General features: G+C 62.2%; 20 protein-coding genes and 1 tRNA gene. 3 read left to right on the forward strand and 18 right to left on the reverse strand.

Going from position 1 to position 16,471, the window contains the following annotated elements; translation table 11 throughout:
* Positions 1-37 precede the first annotated feature (37 nt).
* A tRNA-Gly gene (locus P775_RS09740) sits at positions 38-111 on the reverse strand.
* Positions 112-366: 255 nt separating this feature from the next.
* Here P775_RS09740 and P775_RS09745 point away from each other — a divergent pair.
* Positions 367-1,086, forward strand: a complete 720-nt coding sequence (locus P775_RS09745; protein WP_245875621.1) for a phosphatase PAP2 family protein — start codon at positions 367-369, stop codon at positions 1,084-1,086.
* Positions 1,087-1,154: 68 nt separating this feature from the next.
* Here P775_RS09745 and rpsO read toward each other — a convergent pair whose 3' ends face one another.
* The 12 genes from rpsO to P775_RS09805 all read right to left on the reverse strand — a co-directional run bounded on the left by rpsO (position 1,155) and on the right by P775_RS09805 (position 11,202).
* The gene (rpsO, locus tag P775_RS09750) at positions 1,155-1,424 is read right to left on the reverse strand and encodes a 30S ribosomal protein S15 (protein WP_099910816.1); all 270 of its coding nucleotides are present in this window, start codon (positions 1,422-1,424) and stop codon (positions 1,155-1,157) included.
* 158 nt (positions 1,425-1,582) lie between these two features.
* Entirely contained in the window at positions 1,583-1,891 is a 309-nt protein-coding gene (locus P775_RS09755) for a DUF5665 domain-containing protein (RefSeq protein WP_099910817.1), read from the reverse strand.
* Complete coding sequence (locus P775_RS09760; protein ID WP_099910873.1) at positions 1,884-2,384, reverse strand: DUF1643 domain-containing protein; 501 nt, start codon at positions 2,382-2,384, stop codon at positions 1,884-1,886. The genes P775_RS09755 and P775_RS09760 overlap by 8 nt, the downstream gene beginning before the upstream one ends.
* Positions 2,385-2,413: 29 nt before the next feature.
* A complete protein-coding gene (gene truB / locus P775_RS09765; RefSeq protein WP_099910818.1) occupies positions 2,414-3,325 on the reverse strand; it encodes a tRNA pseudouridine(55) synthase TruB in 912 nt (303 codons plus the stop codon).
* Positions 3,326-3,451: 126 nt separating this feature from the next.
* Complete coding sequence (locus P775_RS09770; RefSeq protein WP_099910819.1) at positions 3,452-3,631, reverse strand: Trm112 family protein; 180 nt, start codon at positions 3,629-3,631, stop codon at positions 3,452-3,454.
* The gene (locus P775_RS09775; RefSeq protein WP_099910820.1) at positions 3,628-4,275 is read right to left on the reverse strand and encodes an LON peptidase substrate-binding domain-containing protein; all 648 of its coding nucleotides are present in this window, start codon (positions 4,273-4,275) and stop codon (positions 3,628-3,630) included. The genes P775_RS09770 and P775_RS09775 overlap by 4 nt, the downstream gene beginning before the upstream one ends.
* Positions 4,276-4,302: 27 nt before the next feature.
* The gene (gene trxA, locus P775_RS09780; RefSeq protein ID WP_180287393.1) at positions 4,303-5,217 is read right to left on the reverse strand and encodes a thioredoxin; all 915 of its coding nucleotides are present in this window, start codon (positions 5,215-5,217) and stop codon (positions 4,303-4,305) included.
* Positions 5,218-5,346: 129 nt separating this feature from the next.
* A complete protein-coding gene (locus P775_RS09785) occupies positions 5,347-6,135 on the reverse strand; it encodes an exodeoxyribonuclease III (protein WP_099910821.1) in 789 nt (262 codons plus the stop codon).
* A gap of 247 nt (positions 6,136-6,382) precedes the next feature.
* Positions 6,383-7,420, reverse strand: a complete 1,038-nt coding sequence (locus tag P775_RS09790; protein ID WP_099910822.1) for a succinylglutamate desuccinylase/aspartoacylase family protein — start codon at positions 7,418-7,420, stop codon at positions 6,383-6,385.
* A 187-nt stretch (positions 7,421-7,607) separates the two neighbouring features.
* Entirely contained in the window at positions 7,608-8,870 is a 1,263-nt protein-coding gene (locus P775_RS09795) for a multidrug effflux MFS transporter (RefSeq protein ID WP_218967657.1), read from the reverse strand.
* A gap of 287 nt (positions 8,871-9,157) precedes the next feature.
* Positions 9,158-10,390, reverse strand: coding sequence for an MFS transporter (locus P775_RS09800; RefSeq protein WP_099910823.1), 1,233 nt, complete (start codon positions 10,388-10,390; stop codon positions 9,158-9,160).
* Between the two features lie 158 nt (positions 10,391-10,548).
* Entirely contained in the window at positions 10,549-11,202 is a 654-nt protein-coding gene (locus tag P775_RS09805) for a peroxiredoxin (protein WP_099910824.1), read from the reverse strand.
* Between the two features lie 153 nt (positions 11,203-11,355).
* Between P775_RS09805 and P775_RS09810 the strand changes: the two genes are divergently transcribed.
* Positions 11,356-12,795: an aldehyde dehydrogenase family protein gene (locus P775_RS09810; protein WP_099910825.1), complete on the forward strand. Its 1,440-nt coding sequence runs from the start codon at positions 11,356-11,358 to the stop codon at positions 12,793-12,795.
* Between the two features lie 151 nt (positions 12,796-12,946).
* Here the strand turns inward: P775_RS09810 and P775_RS09815 are convergent, their stop codons facing one another.
* The 5 genes from P775_RS09815 to P775_RS09835 all read right to left on the reverse strand — a co-directional run bounded on the left by P775_RS09815 (position 12,947) and on the right by P775_RS09835 (position 15,925).
* A complete protein-coding gene (locus P775_RS09815) occupies positions 12,947-13,594 on the reverse strand; it encodes an RluA family pseudouridine synthase (protein WP_180287394.1) in 648 nt (215 codons plus the stop codon).
* Between the two features lie 106 nt (positions 13,595-13,700).
* Positions 13,701-14,324 (reverse strand): LysE family translocator, encoded by a 624-nt coding sequence (locus P775_RS09820; protein WP_099910826.1) that lies wholly within the window; start codon positions 14,322-14,324, stop codon positions 13,701-13,703.
* Positions 14,325-14,327: 3 nt separating this feature from the next.
* Positions 14,328-14,699, reverse strand: a complete 372-nt coding sequence (locus tag P775_RS09825) for a GFA family protein (RefSeq protein WP_099910827.1) — start codon at positions 14,697-14,699, stop codon at positions 14,328-14,330.
* Positions 14,700-14,705: 6 nt separating this feature from the next.
* Positions 14,706-15,326 (reverse strand): LysE family translocator, encoded by a 621-nt coding sequence (locus tag P775_RS09830; protein ID WP_099910828.1) that lies wholly within the window; start codon positions 15,324-15,326, stop codon positions 14,706-14,708.
* 140 nt (positions 15,327-15,466) lie between these two features.
* Positions 15,467-15,925, reverse strand: coding sequence for a GAF domain-containing protein (locus tag P775_RS09835; RefSeq protein ID WP_099910829.1), 459 nt, complete (start codon positions 15,923-15,925; stop codon positions 15,467-15,469).
* Between the two features lie 189 nt (positions 15,926-16,114).
* Here P775_RS09835 and P775_RS09840 point away from each other — a divergent pair, with 189 nt between their 5' ends.
* Positions 16,115-16,453, forward strand: a complete 339-nt coding sequence (locus P775_RS09840) for an STAS domain-containing protein (protein WP_099910830.1) — start codon at positions 16,115-16,117, stop codon at positions 16,451-16,453.
* Positions 16,454-16,471 lie beyond the last annotated feature (18 nt).

Genomic DNA, 16,471 nt, shown 5'->3' on the forward strand with positions numbered 1-16,471 from the left:
AAAGATGTTGAAAAATTTGGCCTCGTCACGGGTCCAATGGAGCGGGCGACGGGAATCGAACCCGTGTCATCAGCTTGGAAGGCTGAGGTCTTACCATTACACAACGCCCGCTCTATGACTCCGCTCAATATTTCATGAGACTTTTGGGGTCAAGCCATATGTCGAAATTCTACGGTGGTACCTATAGCGTCCCGCCTTTAACCTGAGACACACTCATCGCTTTTCGCGTTGCAGGCGCAGCCGGCAGACAGCGAAGAAGCGATCCAAGTTTAAGGCGGGACGCTTTAAGGTCGCGTTGACACCGGCCGTCCTGTCATGGACCTTTGGCGCCAAATCATAAGTCTGAATTGACCGACAGGACCTCAAATGCGCTTTCCCGCCGCCCTCACCGATCTGACCCGACGTGTCGAGACGATGACACTGGTCGTCATCCTGCTGATTGCCGGCGCGCTCTGGGCCTTTGTCGCGCTGGCGTCCGAAATGCTCGAGGGTGATTTGCACGCCTTTGACGAAACGCTGCTGCTGGCACTGCGCACAGCGGGGGACCCGACAAACCCCATCGGCGGCCCGCAGGTCGAGGTGGCGATGCGCGACATCACCGCGCTTGGCGGGGTCACGGTTCTGACGCTGATTTCCCTTTCGGTACTGACCTTTCTGGTCCTGCGCCGACAACGCGCCTCGGCGGCCTTCCTCGCCATCGCGATTCTGGGCGGACAGGGGCTGTCACACCTCACGAAATCCGGCTTTTCGCGCCCACGCCCCGATCTGGTGCCACATAGTGTCGATGTGGTGACCGCGTCGTTCCCCTCGGGCCATTCGATGATGGCGGCGGTGACCTACCTCACTCTTGCGGTCATGCTGGCCCGCACGGAATCGCAGTTGCGCATGCGGGCCTTCTACATCTCTGTTGCAGCCATACTGGCAATGCTTGTCGGCGTCAGCCGGGTCTATCTGGGGGTGCACTGGCCCTCAGACGTGCTGGCGGGCTGGACGCTGGGTGCGGCTTGGGCGCTTGGCGTCTGGCTGCTCGCCCGCCGGATGGCGCGCGAGGGTCAGATCGAGCCGAGCTCAAAGAGTGATCCCTGAAACGGCCCCAAATGCAAAACGCCCGCCGGAACCGGCGGGCGTTGCAGAAGTGCCTTGAAGCGGTGCGCTTAGCGGCGGATGTTCAGACGCTTGATCAGGTCCTGGTAACGGGCCTCATCCTTCGACTTGGTGTAATCCAGCAACTTGCGGCGCTGTGCGACCATCATCAGAAGACCACGACGCGAGTGGTTGTCCTTCTTATGGGTCTTGAAGTGCTCGGTCAGGGTCGAGATGCGCGAGGTCAGGATAGCAACCTGAACTTCGGACGACCCTGTGTCGCCTTCTTTGGTCGCAAATTCTTTGATCAGGCGGGCTTTTTCTTCGGGTGTAATCGACATCGGGGTCTCCTTTGAAAGGTTGGTATGATGGCGCAGGCCGGGATGTCGTCCAGCAGGGCCCGTGGAGGCTCCGCCCAATCTTGGACGGATGCACGCCTATAGTTTGATTCCATGCTGAGGAAAAGGAAAAAGATCGGCCCGGAAATCCTCCCTCTGGCTCACTGCTCAGGGATCATCGCATCACGGCTCGAATCGACCGAGATTTCCTGAATAATCTGGGTGGCAAAATCGCCCAGCACAGGGATGAACTCCACCTGGCTCAGCACCACAACCACCACCGACACCAGCGCGCCGCCACCGATCACACCGCCCAGACCGAAGGCGAGCCCGCGCAAAAACTGAAACCAGACCAGTTTCAGCATATTGTCATGCAGCCGCACGAACTTCAGCTGCAAGACGGATTCCATTGCATTGGCCAAGCGCTCGGTGTCTTTGGCCAGCTTGTCGTCCTTTGAGGTCTCAGTCATCAGGATATCGCTTTTCTTGCGGCCAGAACTCTGGCCCGGTTGCATAGGGCACATAAAGCGGATGGCGCGGATGTCCGTGTTTGGTCAACCCAAGATGCCACAACTGCGGCAATTCCCGCGCCATGCGGCGGCCCTGCCCAAGATAGGCACCATGCACACCCCAGGCGGCAATCGTCATCTCAGCCCCCTGCCCCCAAAGGTAAAGGATTTCATCATTGCCCACCCCCACGGGATCCTCTGCCGCCTTCAGCTCAGCTGGCCGGGTCGCCCTAAGACCAAAGAGGTTGGCAATCCGGAAACCGCCAAACCCCATGGCGCGGGTGCGCCGCTCACAGCGTTCGATTGTGGGATCGTTGCGCAGTTCCGTCGCGGTCGATGGGTTGAGCATCACGAACAGCACCAGACCGCCAGCATCGTCCCAGATCCGAGACAACCCATAGCGGTAGCGTTCGCACGGGCTATAGAGCGCCTCTGACCGGGTGGCGTCATCCATATGCGCGCGGGTGATCACTGGCGGCCGGATCAGACCGGTGCTGCGAACACCCGCACCGGGTGCAGCTCTCCGCCCTTGTAGATGCCAACAGCGACAGCGCGCCCATCCAGAGCCGCCCAGCACTCATCGCCGTATTCGACGCTCGCACTGATCACCATGCCCGGGTTGCCATTGCGCAGCTTTGCAGCGGCCTCGGCGCCGCAAGGCACCTGCGGAAGATCAGCCAGCCCCACTTCAAGCGGCTGCACATAGGCATCAAGTTCAGGTGTGCGCGCCAACCGCTCGACTTCTTCCAAACTGATACCGTCTGCGGCATCGAACGGGCCCGACCAGGTCCGGCGTAATTCGCGTACATGACCAAAGCAGCCCAGTTTTTCGCCAAGGTCCCGCGCGATGGAACGTACATAACCGCCCTTGCCGCAGACCATTTCCAGCGTCACGTGATCCGCATCAGGACGCCCCATCATGATCAGGGAATCGACATAGAGATCGCGCGCGGCAATCTCCATCGTCTCGCCGTCGCGTGCGCGTTTATAGGCGCGTTCGCCGTCGATCTTGACTGCGGAAAACTGCGGCGGCACCTGCTGGATATCGCCGACAAAACCGTGCAGCGCCTCTTTGATCTCGTCATCTGACGGGCGCAGATCTGAGGTCTTCAGCTCTTCTCCCTCGGCATCGTCGGTGTTTGTGGAAACCCCGAGCCGGATCGTGAACTCATAAGCCTTCAGTGCGTCGGTGATATAGGGCACCGTCTTGGTCGCCTCGCCCAGTGCCACAGCCAGAACACCGGTCGCATCGGGGTCTAGTGTGCCCGCATGGCCCGCCTTCTTGGCATCCAGCGCCCAGCGTACCTTGTTCACCACGGTGGTCGAGGTGAGGCCCGCAGGCTTGTCCACCACCAGCCAACCGGAAATATCGCGCCCCTTGCGGCCTCGTGCCATCGTGCTTGCCCCTTTACAGATAAGGGCGGTCGCGTAACAGCGCCCTCGCGCCCTGTCAACGTGGCTGTGTCCTGACAACAGGCACGGCCACGGCTGATTTCGCCAAAAATCGCCGGAACGCCGGCCTCAGTCCAGCCGACGCGCCTCGTCCAGCAGCATCACCGGAATGCCGTCACGGATCGGATAGGCAAGCCGCGCGCGCCTGCTGATCAGCTCCTGCGCCTCGGCATCATAGGACAACGTTGCATGGGTCTGCGGACAAATCAGCGCCTCCAGCATACGTCGATCAAAGACCGGCTCGCTCATTGCATCAGCCCGTCCTCTGATCCGCCGCGCAGCGCGTATTCGATCAGCGTCACCAATGTTTCCCGCCGTGTGCTGAGCGAGGGCGCCTCGAGCAGGGCCTGTTTGTCCTCTGGATCGAAATCCAGCATCATCGACAGCGAATTCACCAGCAGTTCGTCCTCTGCCTCTTTCAGCGTATCCCAATCCGCCGACAGATCGCGCGCATCAAAGTATCGCCCCAGCAGTGTCAGGAACTTGGGCCGGTTGAACGCCCGGTCTTCCTCGGCATCCGCGCGAAGATCCTGCTCGAACCCCTCCCAGCTGACCTCGCAGCGGCGATAAGGCGTGAATCCCTCCACCTCTTTCTGCACCCGAAAGCGCGAAATCCCGGCCAGCGTGATCATGTACCGTCCGTCCTCGGTTTCCGAGAACTGGCTGATCCGGCCCGCGCAGCCGATCCGCTGCAAACCGGCCTTGTCACGCCCGGGGATGGCATTGGGCTGCACCATCCCGATCAGTCGCGTATCGGTCTTGAGCGCATCATCGAACATCTGCAGATAACGCGGCTCGAACAGATGCAGCGGCAGCCGCGAGCGCGGCAAGAGCAGCGCGCCCGGCAGGGGGAAAACCGGGATCAGATCCGGCAGATCGGGTATATGTTTCATGTGATCCTAGCTAGCCCGCAGAGCGGGTCAGGCAAACAGCATTGAGCTGAGTTTCCGCCGGCCTTTGAGCGCAACCGGATCATTTGGCTTGAGTGCGTCGAAAATGGTGAAAAGCTGGGCCTTTGCCGCAGCCTCGCTCCACTCGCGATCACGACGAAAAGATTCAAGCAGTTGTTCCACCGCTCCTTCGACATCGCCCGTGGCATACAGCGCCTGCGCCAGATCCAGCCGCGCCTGATGATCGGCGGGGTCGGCTTCGACCTTGGCCATCAGCTCGGTCACCGGACCGGCATTCTTGGCCTGCCGCGCCAGCATGAGCTGGGCGTGGGCCGCCTCAAGCTCGGGCGCCTTGGAAATCTCGACCGGCGCACCGTTCAGGACCGCTTCTGCCTGATCAAGATCATCCAGCGCAATGTGGCAGCGCACCATGCCGCCGTACGCACCGGCGTGGTTCGGGTCTTCTTCAAGGATCGCGGCAAAGATCTGCACCGCATCCGCAGCGGCCCCCTGCTCCAGCATCTCTTCGGCGGCAGCAATCGCTTCGTCCAGACCGCCGCTTGCATCGCCGCCGGCCAACTTTACCAGCTTTTCGACAAAGGCCTTCACCTCGGATTGCGGCACGGCGCCCTGAAATCCGTCAACCGGCTGACCCTGATAAAAGGCATAGACCGTGGGGATCGACTGGATTTGCAGCTGTGCAGCGATCTGCTGTGCCTCGTCCACATTAACCTTGGCCATCTTAACGGCACCCTTTGCGGCATTCACCGCCTCTTCCAGCTGCGGGCCCAGCGTCTTGCAGGGGCCACACCAGGGCGCCCAGAAATCAACAATGATCGGGACCTCTTTGCTGGCCTCGATCACCTCTTTCATGAAATCCCGCTCTGCCACGTCTTTGACATGACTCTGCTGCGGCTTGGCGGCGCCCGTTCCCAATTCGATCATCGCGATATCCCCTTTGCCCGGAATGGCTGTTGCCCGTTTAGATGGCGCAAGGGCCAATGCGTTGCAAGGGGGCCGTCCACCTGCGCCACCACAGCGCGGGCTACTGCCCCCGACATGCCTCGATTTTTTCTAAAGGTCGAAGGTCGCAAATACTGGCGCATGATCACTGGGCTGCTCCCATCCGCGCACCGCACGCAGCACGCGGCTGGAATGGGCCGAAGAAGAGATATCCGCCGTCGCCCAGACATGGTCCAGCCTGCGCCCCTTGTCCGCCGCGTCCCAGTCTGGCGAACGGTACGACCACCAAGAATAAAGATTGCCCTGCGGAATATCCTGCCGGGTGATGTCGACCCAGCCGCCTGCCTCTTGCGCCGCGCCAAGATGATCCACCTCGATGGGCGTGTGCGAAACGATCTTGAGCAGTTGCTTGTGGTTCCAGACGTCATCCTCACGCGGGGCAATGTTGAGATCTCCCACGAGGATCGCCTTTTCCGGGCGCTCTGCATGAAACCAGTCGCGCATCTCGCTCAGATAATCGAGCTTCTGGCCGAATTTCACGTTCACGGCGCGGTCGGGTTTGTCCCCGCCTGCAGGCACGTAAAAGTTGTGGATCGTCACGCCGTTTTCCAGCCGCGCCGCGACGTGGCGGGAATGACCAAGTGCGGCAAAATCCTTGTCGCCCAGATCCTCCAGCGGCAGCTTGGACAGGATCGCCACGCCATTGTATCCCTTTTGCCCCCGCGCAACCACATGTTCATAGCCAAGTGCTGCAAACCCCTCCAGCGGCAACAACTCTACCGGGCTCTTGCATTCCTGCAGGCACAGCACATCGGGCGCCTCTTCGCGCATCAGGCGTTCGACCAGCCCGGCACGCAGACGGACTGAGTTGATGTTCCAGGTGGCAAGGGTGAAGGGCATGGCAGGCTTCCTTGGGCTTTGCGCCAGTGTCTGCGGCGCGTGGATATGCGCCCGGACCATGCCCCTGATGGGATGCTGGGTGCAAGCCGGGAAAAAGACGCACCGCAACCGTGCCGCCCTTACGATGGTGGTCCATCAGACTCTACGCCCAGCGCGCCTTTCGATACAGACAGGGCGGAACAGAAATCCAGAGTTCCTTCTCTTCAAAAACACGCCCGCCGGCGGCTGCAGATTCTGGCGCAAAACCTCAGATGATCTCGTCCTCATCAAACAGTGCCGCGGCTTCGAGATGTTCTCCCATTCCCTGCGCGGCGGCCTCGGCATGAGCGGCGCGTCTGGGGATGGCGATGTGAAACAGTGCGTCGCCCTCATTCACCACGGGCAGGTTGGTGCGCCCCACGACAATGCCGGTGTCCATGGCCAGCACCTCGGCCTCGACCTCTCCAAACGGATCAGAGATGACGCCAAGCACATCGCCGACCTCGACGTAATCGCCGCTTGCCTTCATCGTCCGCAACAGCCCGCCTGTCGGCGCACGCGACCAGCTCGACCGTTCGCAGAACACTGGCGCACCGCGCGCCCGGGGCACACCCTTGGGAGTGATCATACCCAGCTGCGCCATCACCCTCAGGATGCCCGCCACACCCGCGCGGGCGGCGAATTCATCAAACCGCAGCCCCTCGCCCGCCTCATAAAGCAGCAGATCAACGCCGCGCGCCTCTGCCTCGCCGCGCAGGGATCCTTCGCGCACCTTGGACATCAGCGTGACGGGGGCGGCAAAGGCCTCGCCCAGGGCGCGCAGCCGTTCATTGCCCGGGGTCAGGCGGATTTGCGGCAGGTTGGTGCGCCCGACGGCAGCCGAATGCAGATCAATGCCGATGTCGCAGCGCATCACGATCTCTTTCATGAAGAGATGGGCCAGTCGCGCCGCCAGAGAGCCTTCGGAATGCCCCGGAAAACAGCGGTTGAGGTCGCGCCGGTCGGGCAGATAGCGGGACTGGTTGAGAAATCCATAGGCGTTGACGATAGGCACCGCGATCAGCGTCCCGGACAGCCGCTGCAACGGGGCTGCGCGCAGAAGCCGACGAACGATTTCCGCTCCAATCACTTCGTCGCCGTGGATAGCGGCAGACACGAACATCACCGGTCCGGGCCGCCGCCCGTTGACCACATGGGCCGACAGCGTCACAGGCGTGTGGTCGGACATGACCGAAACCGGCAGATCGATCGTGCGTCGGCTGCCCGGCGGGATAGAAACTGTTCCGAAGTCAAAGGCTGTGTTCATCTGGCTCCCCCTCGGTATCGGCATTTGATAGGACGACAAGGCCGCGCCGATGACAAGTGCCAGAGCCCCCGAGCCGCGCCTTTTGCACCCGCAATCGCCTCCACCCCGCGGGACAGATCGAAAAAGCAGCCACCCGCCTTTTTTGGGCGGGCGCTAACCTACCTTGGCCAAGGGCGAATGGCCGCGCTCAGTGCTGGCGGTTGCGCGGCGCGCCGAACAGCCGACCGTTTTCAGCCACAGCCACAAGGCTGAGCGAAAGCGCCCCCAGCAGGGTGAAGCCGGTGAGCATCGGGATCAATGAGCCATTGTAGAAATAGCCGACAATGCCACCCAAAATGCCGCCGCCCAGAGTCTGCACCGTGCCCAGCACTGCCGAAGCCGTGCCCGCCACTTGGCCCAGTGGATCCATCGCCAACGAGTTGAAGTTCGTCGGGATAAAGCCGAACAGGCAGAACTGCGGGATCAGCAGCCCGAGGAACAGACCGAACGGCGCCGCACCACCATAACCGATCGCCACGCATAGATGCAGTGCCGCGATCAAAGTGAACCCGGTCAGCGCGCCGTGGCTCAGCCGCCGTGTTCCAAACCGTGCGACCAGCCGCGAGTTGGCAAAGCTTGAAAGCGACATGAAACAGGCCACGAGCGAGAAGTAGAGCGTGAAGGCCGGTCCGATGCCGTAGACTTGGGTATAGATCTGCTCGGCCTGAGCAATAAAGGCAAAGAGCACGCCGAAAAACGCCCCCGTCGCCAGCGTGTAGCCAAAGGCCTGCCGGTTGGTAAAGATGATGCGGAACGCCTCAAGCACCCGCTTTGCCGTCAGTTCGCGCCGGTCATCGGGGTTCAGCGTTTCAGGCAGGCGAAACCAGGCCCAGGCAAAAGCGACGACGCCAAACAGGCACATGACCGCAGACAATTCGCGCCATGTGCCCAGCAGCAGGATCAACGACCCAAGGTTGGGCGCAAAGACCGGCATCACCATGAAGACCATCATCACCAGCGACATGACAGAGGCCATGCGCGGTCCGTTGAACCTGTCCCGGACGACCGAAAGGGCGATGACCCGCGTTGCCGCAGCCCCGATGCCCTGAATGACGCGTAGCGCGACAAGGATGCCGAAGGTCGGTGTAAAGATCGCGGCAAAAGCCGCCGCCACATAGATCCCAAGACCCGCAAACAGCACCTTGCGCCGTCCAAACCGGTCCGACAGCGGTCCGTAGATCATCTGCGCGCCGCCAAACCCCAAGATATAGGCGGTGATCACCCACTGGCGCTGATTGTCCGAGGTGATGCCAAGGGCGCTGCCCACATCCGACAGCGCCGGGATGTAGACATCAATGGCGGCCGCGTTCAAGGCCATCAGAAGGGCGATGATCGCCACAAATTCCCAATAGGGCAGGCTGTCCGCGCGGCTGGTGCGCGACTCCATGTCGGTTGATGAGGTCATAGCCATCGGGTGGTCTTTCTATCGGCTGGGCATTCAAGCGCGTGAGGTCCGTGAGGCGCGCCATTCTGGTGCAACGCCGATTCGCCCCAAGCGATTGACTTAGGGCGCGGTTGCGTATCTGCTACACCAAGCGGTTCATTTTTGCAGCCACTTCGTTCCACAGGGTAACGGCCTTGCGCCTGACGCATGGCTTTCATCCATTTGCATGCAAACGGATTGACGCGCGCCGCCGGGATCAGCCTCCGCTCCGCTGACCTTCGCCACCCCCCTTGCCTGTGAAGATCACACTGCCGTCAAAGTCTCAGCTTTTTCCAGCCGTAGATCAGCATCATCCCCGACCCCACCGCCCCGACAATATAGGGCGCTCGCAGCGCCAGATCACGACCAAGTTCGGGCTGCACAAGCGAGACGATCCAGCCCCCTGCCAAGGCACCGATCGGCATCATGCCCCAGCCAAAGAAGCGGTAGAGCGCATTGACTCGCCCCAGAAGTGCATCTGGAATCAGCCGCTGACGGTAAGACACAGTCACGATATTCCACAGCAAGGCGGCGATCATCTCGACAAACAGCGCCAGACCCACAAGGGCCGGGCTTGCGGTCATCGCGATGATCAAAAAGGGCAGCGGCATCAGGCACAGGGCCAGCAGCACACTGGACTGCGCCCCGATCCGCGCCACAACTTTGGGTCCGACAATCCCGCCGACGACTCCCCCGGCGGCCCCGGCAGTCAGCAGGATCCCATGCCCAACCGCGTCCAGCCCCATGATTTCTTGCGAGAACAGGATCAGCATCGTCACCGCCATCGTCGAAATCGCATTAATCAGGCCCAGCATGATCGCCAAGCGAAAGATCGTGGGCTGCGTGCGCATCCAGCTCCAGCCCTCGACCACCTCGGGCCAGATACGTCGGGCGGGCCGCACTGCCCTGCGCGGAATCGCGATACACCAGACCAGCCAGGCCGCAATGCCAAAAGTCACCGCATCCAATGCAAACGGCGCAGGCACCGCCAGCGCGATCAGCACCCCGGCAAGCGGCGGGCCGACAAAGGACCCCATGACCTGCTCGACACTCCACATCTGACCATTCGCGACTTCCAGATCTCTCTCGGCCACAAGAGAGGGCAGCACCGTCTGGGCCGCATTGTCGCGCACCACCTCTGCCGCCCCCAGCAGAAACGCCAGACCGCACAGCGCCAGAATGTAGCTCAGCGGATCACCGTCCAATGGAAAGCCCGGGATGGAAAAGATCAGCGCGATCACACCGGCGGTCAGCAGCAGACGAAAGACATCCGCCTGAACCATCAGCATCCGCCGGTCGCGCCTGTCCACGATGACCCCAGCGGGGATCGACAACAAAAGCCACGGCAGACGGGTTGCAAAAGCAACAAGCGCGATCAGCGCCGGATCGCGGGTGATCAGCGTGGCAAGCCAGGGAAAGGCCAGCGCCGAAATCCCATCGCCCAGATTGGAAATCGCGGTGGCAGAGAACAACAGCCGGTAAGGCCGGTTTGAAACAAGCAATGTCATGAAACGCAAGCAGACGACGCCACCGACAACCAGTCAACGGAAAAGATCCGCGGCCCGTCTTTCCCGTGCGCGCGACATGGCAGTATTGAGACAGCCCCGAAACGGAAAAGCCCCGCCATCAGCGGGGCTTCCTGCAGGTTTGTAACTCTGATCCGGATTCAGTCCGGCAGCTTGGCCATCCGCAGATAGGGCAGCACGGTCTTGAACTCACCAAATTTCGCCTTGGCATCCTCGGCATTGACCGAAGTCGGAATGACCACATCCTGTCCGACTTCCCAGTTCGCCGGTGTCGCGACGGAATATTTCGCCGCTGTCTGCAGCCCGTCCAGCGCGCGCAGCACCTCAGCAAAGTTGCGCCCCACGTTCATCGGATAGGTCATCGACAGCTTCAGCTTTTTGTCCGGCCCGATGATGAACACCGCCCGCACCGTGGCGCTGTCATTGGGCGTGCGGCCATCGGGCATATAGGCCTCGGCCGGCAGCATATCGAAGGCTTTGGACACTTCCAAACCCGCATCCGCGATGATCGGAAAACCCGCCTTTGCACCGCTGGAGGATTCGATGTCGACCTTCCACTTCTTGTGCTCTTCCACACCGTCGACCGAAACGCCGATCACCTTGGTGTCGCGCTTGGCCCATTCATCGGCCAACTGTGCGACAGCCCCGAATTCTGTGGTGCAGACAGGCGTGAAATCCTTGGGGTGGCTGAACAGGATCGCCCAGTGATCACCAATCCAGTCATGCAGCTTGATCGTGCCCTGATCCGTTTCGACCGTCATATCCGGAATCGTGTCATTGATGCGCAGGCCCATGATCTCTTCTCCATGTTTTGTTGCCGTTAACCTCTACATAGGCTCTTCAGCGCTGCTTTGCATCCCCTTGAACTGCCCCAACGGCAGTGACAATATATGATCAAATTCCCGCGGCACCTGCCCGGGACGAAACACCACACGGGAGACTTCAGCATGATCGAGAAACGCCAGTTCTACATCAACGGGGCCTGGGTCGATGCAATCGACGGCACCGACCATCAGGTCATCAACCCTTCGACCGAAGAGCCCTGCGCGGTGATCTCGCTCGGCGGTCAGGCCGATACCGATGCCGCCGTCGCTGCCGCCAAGGCCGCCCTGCCCGGCTGGATGGCCACGCCGCCTGCCGAACGCATCGCCTGCGTCGAGCGCCTGCTTGAGGTCTACAACCGCCGGGCCGAGGAAATGTCCCAGGCCATGAGCCTTGAGATGGGCGCGCCCATCGACCTCGCCCGCTCCGGCCAGACCGGCTCTGGCACCTGGCATCTGCAGAACTTCATCGACGCCGCCAAGGCGTTTGATTTTGACGCGCCGCTGAACGATCACTCGCCCGAGGATCGCATCATCCACGAGGCCGTCGGCGTCGCCGCGCTGATCACGCCCTGGAACTGGCCGATGAACCAGGTCACGCTCAAGGTTGGTGCGGCGGCTGTCGCAGGCTGCACCATGGTGCTGAAGCCGTCCGAGGAATCCCCCCTCAACGCCATGCTCTTTGCCGAGATGATGGACGAGGCAGGCTTTCCCAAAGGCGTCTTTAACCTCGTGAACGGCGATGGCGTCGGCGTCGGCTCGCAGCTCTCCTCGCACCCCGACGTGGACATGGTCAGCTTCACCGGCTCGACCCGCGCGGGCAAGCTGATCTCCAAAGCCGCCGCCGACACGCTGAAACGCGTGCACCTGGAACTGGGTGGCAAGGGCGCGAACCTGATATTCGCCGATGCCGATGACAAGGCCGTGACGCGTGGCGTGCGCCACATGATGGAAAACACCGGCCAGTCCTGCAATGCGCCCAGCCGAATGATGGTCGAGGCGCCGATCTATGACCGCGCCGTAGCCGAAGCCGCCGAAGCCGCCAATGCCACCAGGGTCGCCCCGGCAAGCGAAGAAGGCCGCCACATCGGCCCGGTGGTCAACGCCGTGCAATGGGGCAAGATTCAGGACCTCATCCAGAAGGGCATCGACGAAGGCGCGCGTCTGGTTGCCGGTGGCCCCGGTCGCCCCGAAGGCCTGAACCGCGGCTTCTATGTCCGCCCGACGGTCTTTGCCGACGTAACCCCGGACATGACCATCGCGCGCGAGGAAATCTTTGGCCCGGTCCTGTCGATCATGAAGTTCGACACCGAGGAAGAAGGCCTGCGCATCGCCAATGACACGCCTTATGGCCTGACAAACTACGTCCAGACTCAGGATGGCGCGCGCCGCAACCGGCTCGCCCGCCAGCTGCGCTCGGGCATGGTGCAGATGAACGGCAAGTCCCGCTCGGCCGGCTCCCCCTTTGGCGGCATGAAACAATCGGGCAATGGCCGCGAAGGCGGATCCTGGGGCATCGCCGACTTCCTTGAAGTCAAGGCCGTCTCCGGCTGGGCCGCCGAATAAGCGCCAGACAAGAAAGGGCGGCACGTTGCAAAACGTGCCGCCCCAACGTCCGAACCAGATCAAGACGCACCAACATCGCCTCGGGGTTCCGTCCCCCGCTTCTTCTCTTCCCAAATACGCAAAACCAAACGCCTGCCAAAGGCGCCACGCTTCAGAACGGCGCGGGCAGACGAAACTTGACCCCTTCGCCCCCCTCGGGATGGCGCAGCCGCAATTCCTGTGCATGCAGCATCATCCGCGGATACTCCGCCGCCCGCTCGGGCATGTACAGCGGATCGCCCAGGATCGGATGCCCCAGCGACAGCATATGCACCCGCAACTGATGGCTCCGCCCCGTATGCGGCATCAGCTGCACGCGGCTTTCATCATCCTCAGCCTTCATCACCCGCCAGTCGGTCTGCGCGGCGCGCCCCTCTTCGTGGTCCACCCTCTGCAACGGACGGTTCGGCCAGTCCACCTTGAGCGGCAGATCCACGGTCCCGGTCTTCGGCTCCAGCCGTCCGGCGACGCGGGCCAGATAGGTCTTTTTCACCATCCGCTTTTCGAACTGCAGCCCCAGATGCCGCTGCGCATGGGGCGTCAGGGCAAAGACCATGACACCGGATGTGTCCCGGTCCAGCCGATGCACCAGCAGCACCTGAGGAAAGGCCGCCTCAAGTCGCGCGATCAGGCAATCGGCCAGCCCCTCAGCCTTGCCCGGCACGGACAACAGGCCCGCAGGCTTGTTCACCACAAGCAGCTCCTGATCCTCGTGCAGGATCTCGATCGGGTCGGTGGGGGGGGCATACTCAGTCATCATACCCACCCCATGACAAAAGCCGGCATGGCCCGCAAGGGTCACCGTCTTTGCGCCGTCGCACCAAAACGGCATCGGCGACAGGCAAACTCCGCCCGCCACGGAACTGTCAGTCCAGAACCAGCCGTGCGGCCAGCCCGCCGAACACCACGGCGCTGATTCGGTTCATCACCCGCGCACGTGCCCGCAGCGCAGCCCCAAAGGCCCCGGCCAGCGCGCCATAGCCGCTTGTGATAACAAAGCCGGTGGTCACAAATACCGCCCCCAGCGCCAGCAACTGCGGCCAGACCGGACCCAGCGCCGGGTCGGCAAACTGCGGCAGAAAGGCCAGGATGAACAAGCCCACCTTGGGGTTCAGCACATTGGTTAGAAGCCCGCGGGCAAAGGCGCGGCGCAGGCTGTGGGCGCCTTTGGCACGGGGCGTGTCCGCAGGGGCGGTCCATGCGCCATAGGCGAGCCAGAGCAGATAGCCCGCCCCGCCCCAGCGCAGGATGTCCAGCGCATGCGGCACAGCCTGCAACGCCGCCGCCACACCCAGAACCGTCAGCAGAATGTGAAACGCCGACCCCAAGCCGATGCCTGCCGCCGCCGCGATCCCCGCCCGCGCGCCCCCCTGTGCCCCGCACGCCATGGCAAACATCACATCCGCCCCCGGCGTCAGGTTCAGCAGCATCCCCGCCCCGGCAAAAGCCAGCAGGTTCAGCGGGTCCATGGCAAGGATCGTGGCAATCATGGCCTATTCTTTTTGCGGCAGTTCATCGGTGATGCTGTAATAATCACCCTTTTCCGCGGTAAAGATGTGTTTCTCAAGGTGCAGCCCGCTGGCATCGTCCAGCGCCCCGAGGGCAAAGCTGATCTCACTCTCGCCCTTGCCCTGCCAGAACAGGAAGGCACCGCAGGTGGGGCACAGCCCCCGTCGGGCGCGGGGCGAATTCCGATACCAGCTCACCGGGCCCGTGATGGTCAGAGCCGACTCCGGCACCTGCGCCGAGGCCCAGAAATGGCCCGACATCTTGCGGCACTGCACGCAATGGCAGACTGACAGACCAGCAGGTCTGGCGCTGGTGGTGAAGGTGATCGCGCCACAGGCGCAGCTGCCGTGTATCATGTCATATCACCTTCCCGGGGTCAGGGCACTGCCACCCAGCAGCAGGCCATAAAGAATGAAACAGCCCGCCATGAGGCGGCGCACCAGCCTGTTGCCGACAGCGCCCAGCGCGGCCCGGCCAAGCCCCGCGCCAAGCCCGGTATAGGTGCAATAGCTGGCGGCAGTGATCGTAAGCGCGGTTGGCACGATCAAAATCATCTGCGCGGCAATCGGCACGTCCGGCTGCACGAATTGCGAAAAGGCGGCAAGGTATCCGGCCACGGATTTAGGGTTGATCGTCGCGATCAGAAGGGCCCGCCTGTAGATATGCCCGGGCGGCAGGGCGCGCGCCTGCACCGGATGCGACGCGGCGCGCCAGTTGCGGATCCCGGTCCAAAACAGAAAGGCCGCCCCGATCAGCTTGGCGATAAAGAACCCGGTGGGCGATGTGGTCAGCAACGCCGTGATACCCACCGCCGACAAAGACAGGAACAGCAGCGATTGGGTAAGGATACCAAGCACCCCCCATAGCGCGCGCCCAAAGCCGTAGGTCATGCCGTTCTGGATACAGTTGACCGCATTAGGGCCGGGTGAGGTGACGAATACCATCCAAAACAGGGCAAAAACGGTCCAGGCGTGAAAGGACATCGCAACTCCTCAGGAAACCGGCGGCCCAGTCCCCCCGGATGTCATAACCGGGGTCGGCTTATCGCGCACCGCGCCCATCTCGGGGGCACGATGCTGCAGTCAGTCAGAATGTTAAAGGTCTTTTTCAGCCGCATCCGCCCTCAGCGCACATCCCGGAAGGTGGCGGCGAGAATGGCTGCCAGCGCATCGGCATCGCCATGCTCAAAGGCGTCAGGCTGATCACTGTCGATGTCGAACACCCCCAGCAACCGCCCTGCGCCGCTCATCACTGGCAGAACCAGCTCCGACCGGGTCGAACTGGCACAGGCAATATGGCCGGGAAAGGCCTCCACGTCCGGTACCAGCTGCACCTGCCCGGTGCGCGCCGCAGCACCACAGACACCGCGCGAAAACGGGATGACAAGACAGCCATGTCCACCCTGATAAGGCCCGATTTTCAGAACTTCGGGGTCTGTCACCCGGTAAAACCCGGTCCAGTCGAACCGATCATCTGCATGGTGCACCTCGCAGGCAACGGTCGCCATCAGCGCCACCGCGTCAGTTTCCCCCTCCGTAAGGGCGGCAAGGGTTCGGCTCAATTCGTCATAGTCAACGCGCATGTCTTCTCCTCTGGTCACCAGATCGCGGCTGTGCCTGCCCCTCATACGCCCCGGCGCCCGTTCGGCAAGAGGCGCCTCATCGCCCGGGAATGCCACATCCCGCGACACCGGGTCAAATCGCTGCTGATCACCGGATGGTAAGCTTTGATGCTTAAACGCATCCTTCAGATCAGAAACGGAATGTGCCCCATGAATCTCTCCACCCGCGTCCTGGGTGACCTCCAGGTGATCCTGGTCAATGCCGCGCGGATCGACGCCTCGGTCGCCATCCGGTTCAAGGACCGGATGCGTGAACTGACCGCCACGGCCCCGGCGCGCGTGGTGCTGGACATGCACAAGGTGGATTTTGTTGATTCCAGCGGACTGGGCGCCATCGTCGCCGCGATGAAACAGCTGGACAGCCAACAACGGCTTGATCTGTCCGGGCTCACCCCCGGCGTGGACAAGGTGTTCCGCCTGACGCGCATGGATTCGATCTTTGCAATCCACAGCGATCTTGATGCCGCACTCGCCTCCTCCACACTCTGACCCGCGGCCCGGCGCGGG

The organism is Puniceibacterium antarcticum (assembly GCF_002760615.1).
Taxonomy (GTDB): domain Bacteria; phylum Pseudomonadota; class Alphaproteobacteria; order Rhodobacterales; family Rhodobacteraceae; genus Puniceibacterium; species Puniceibacterium antarcticum.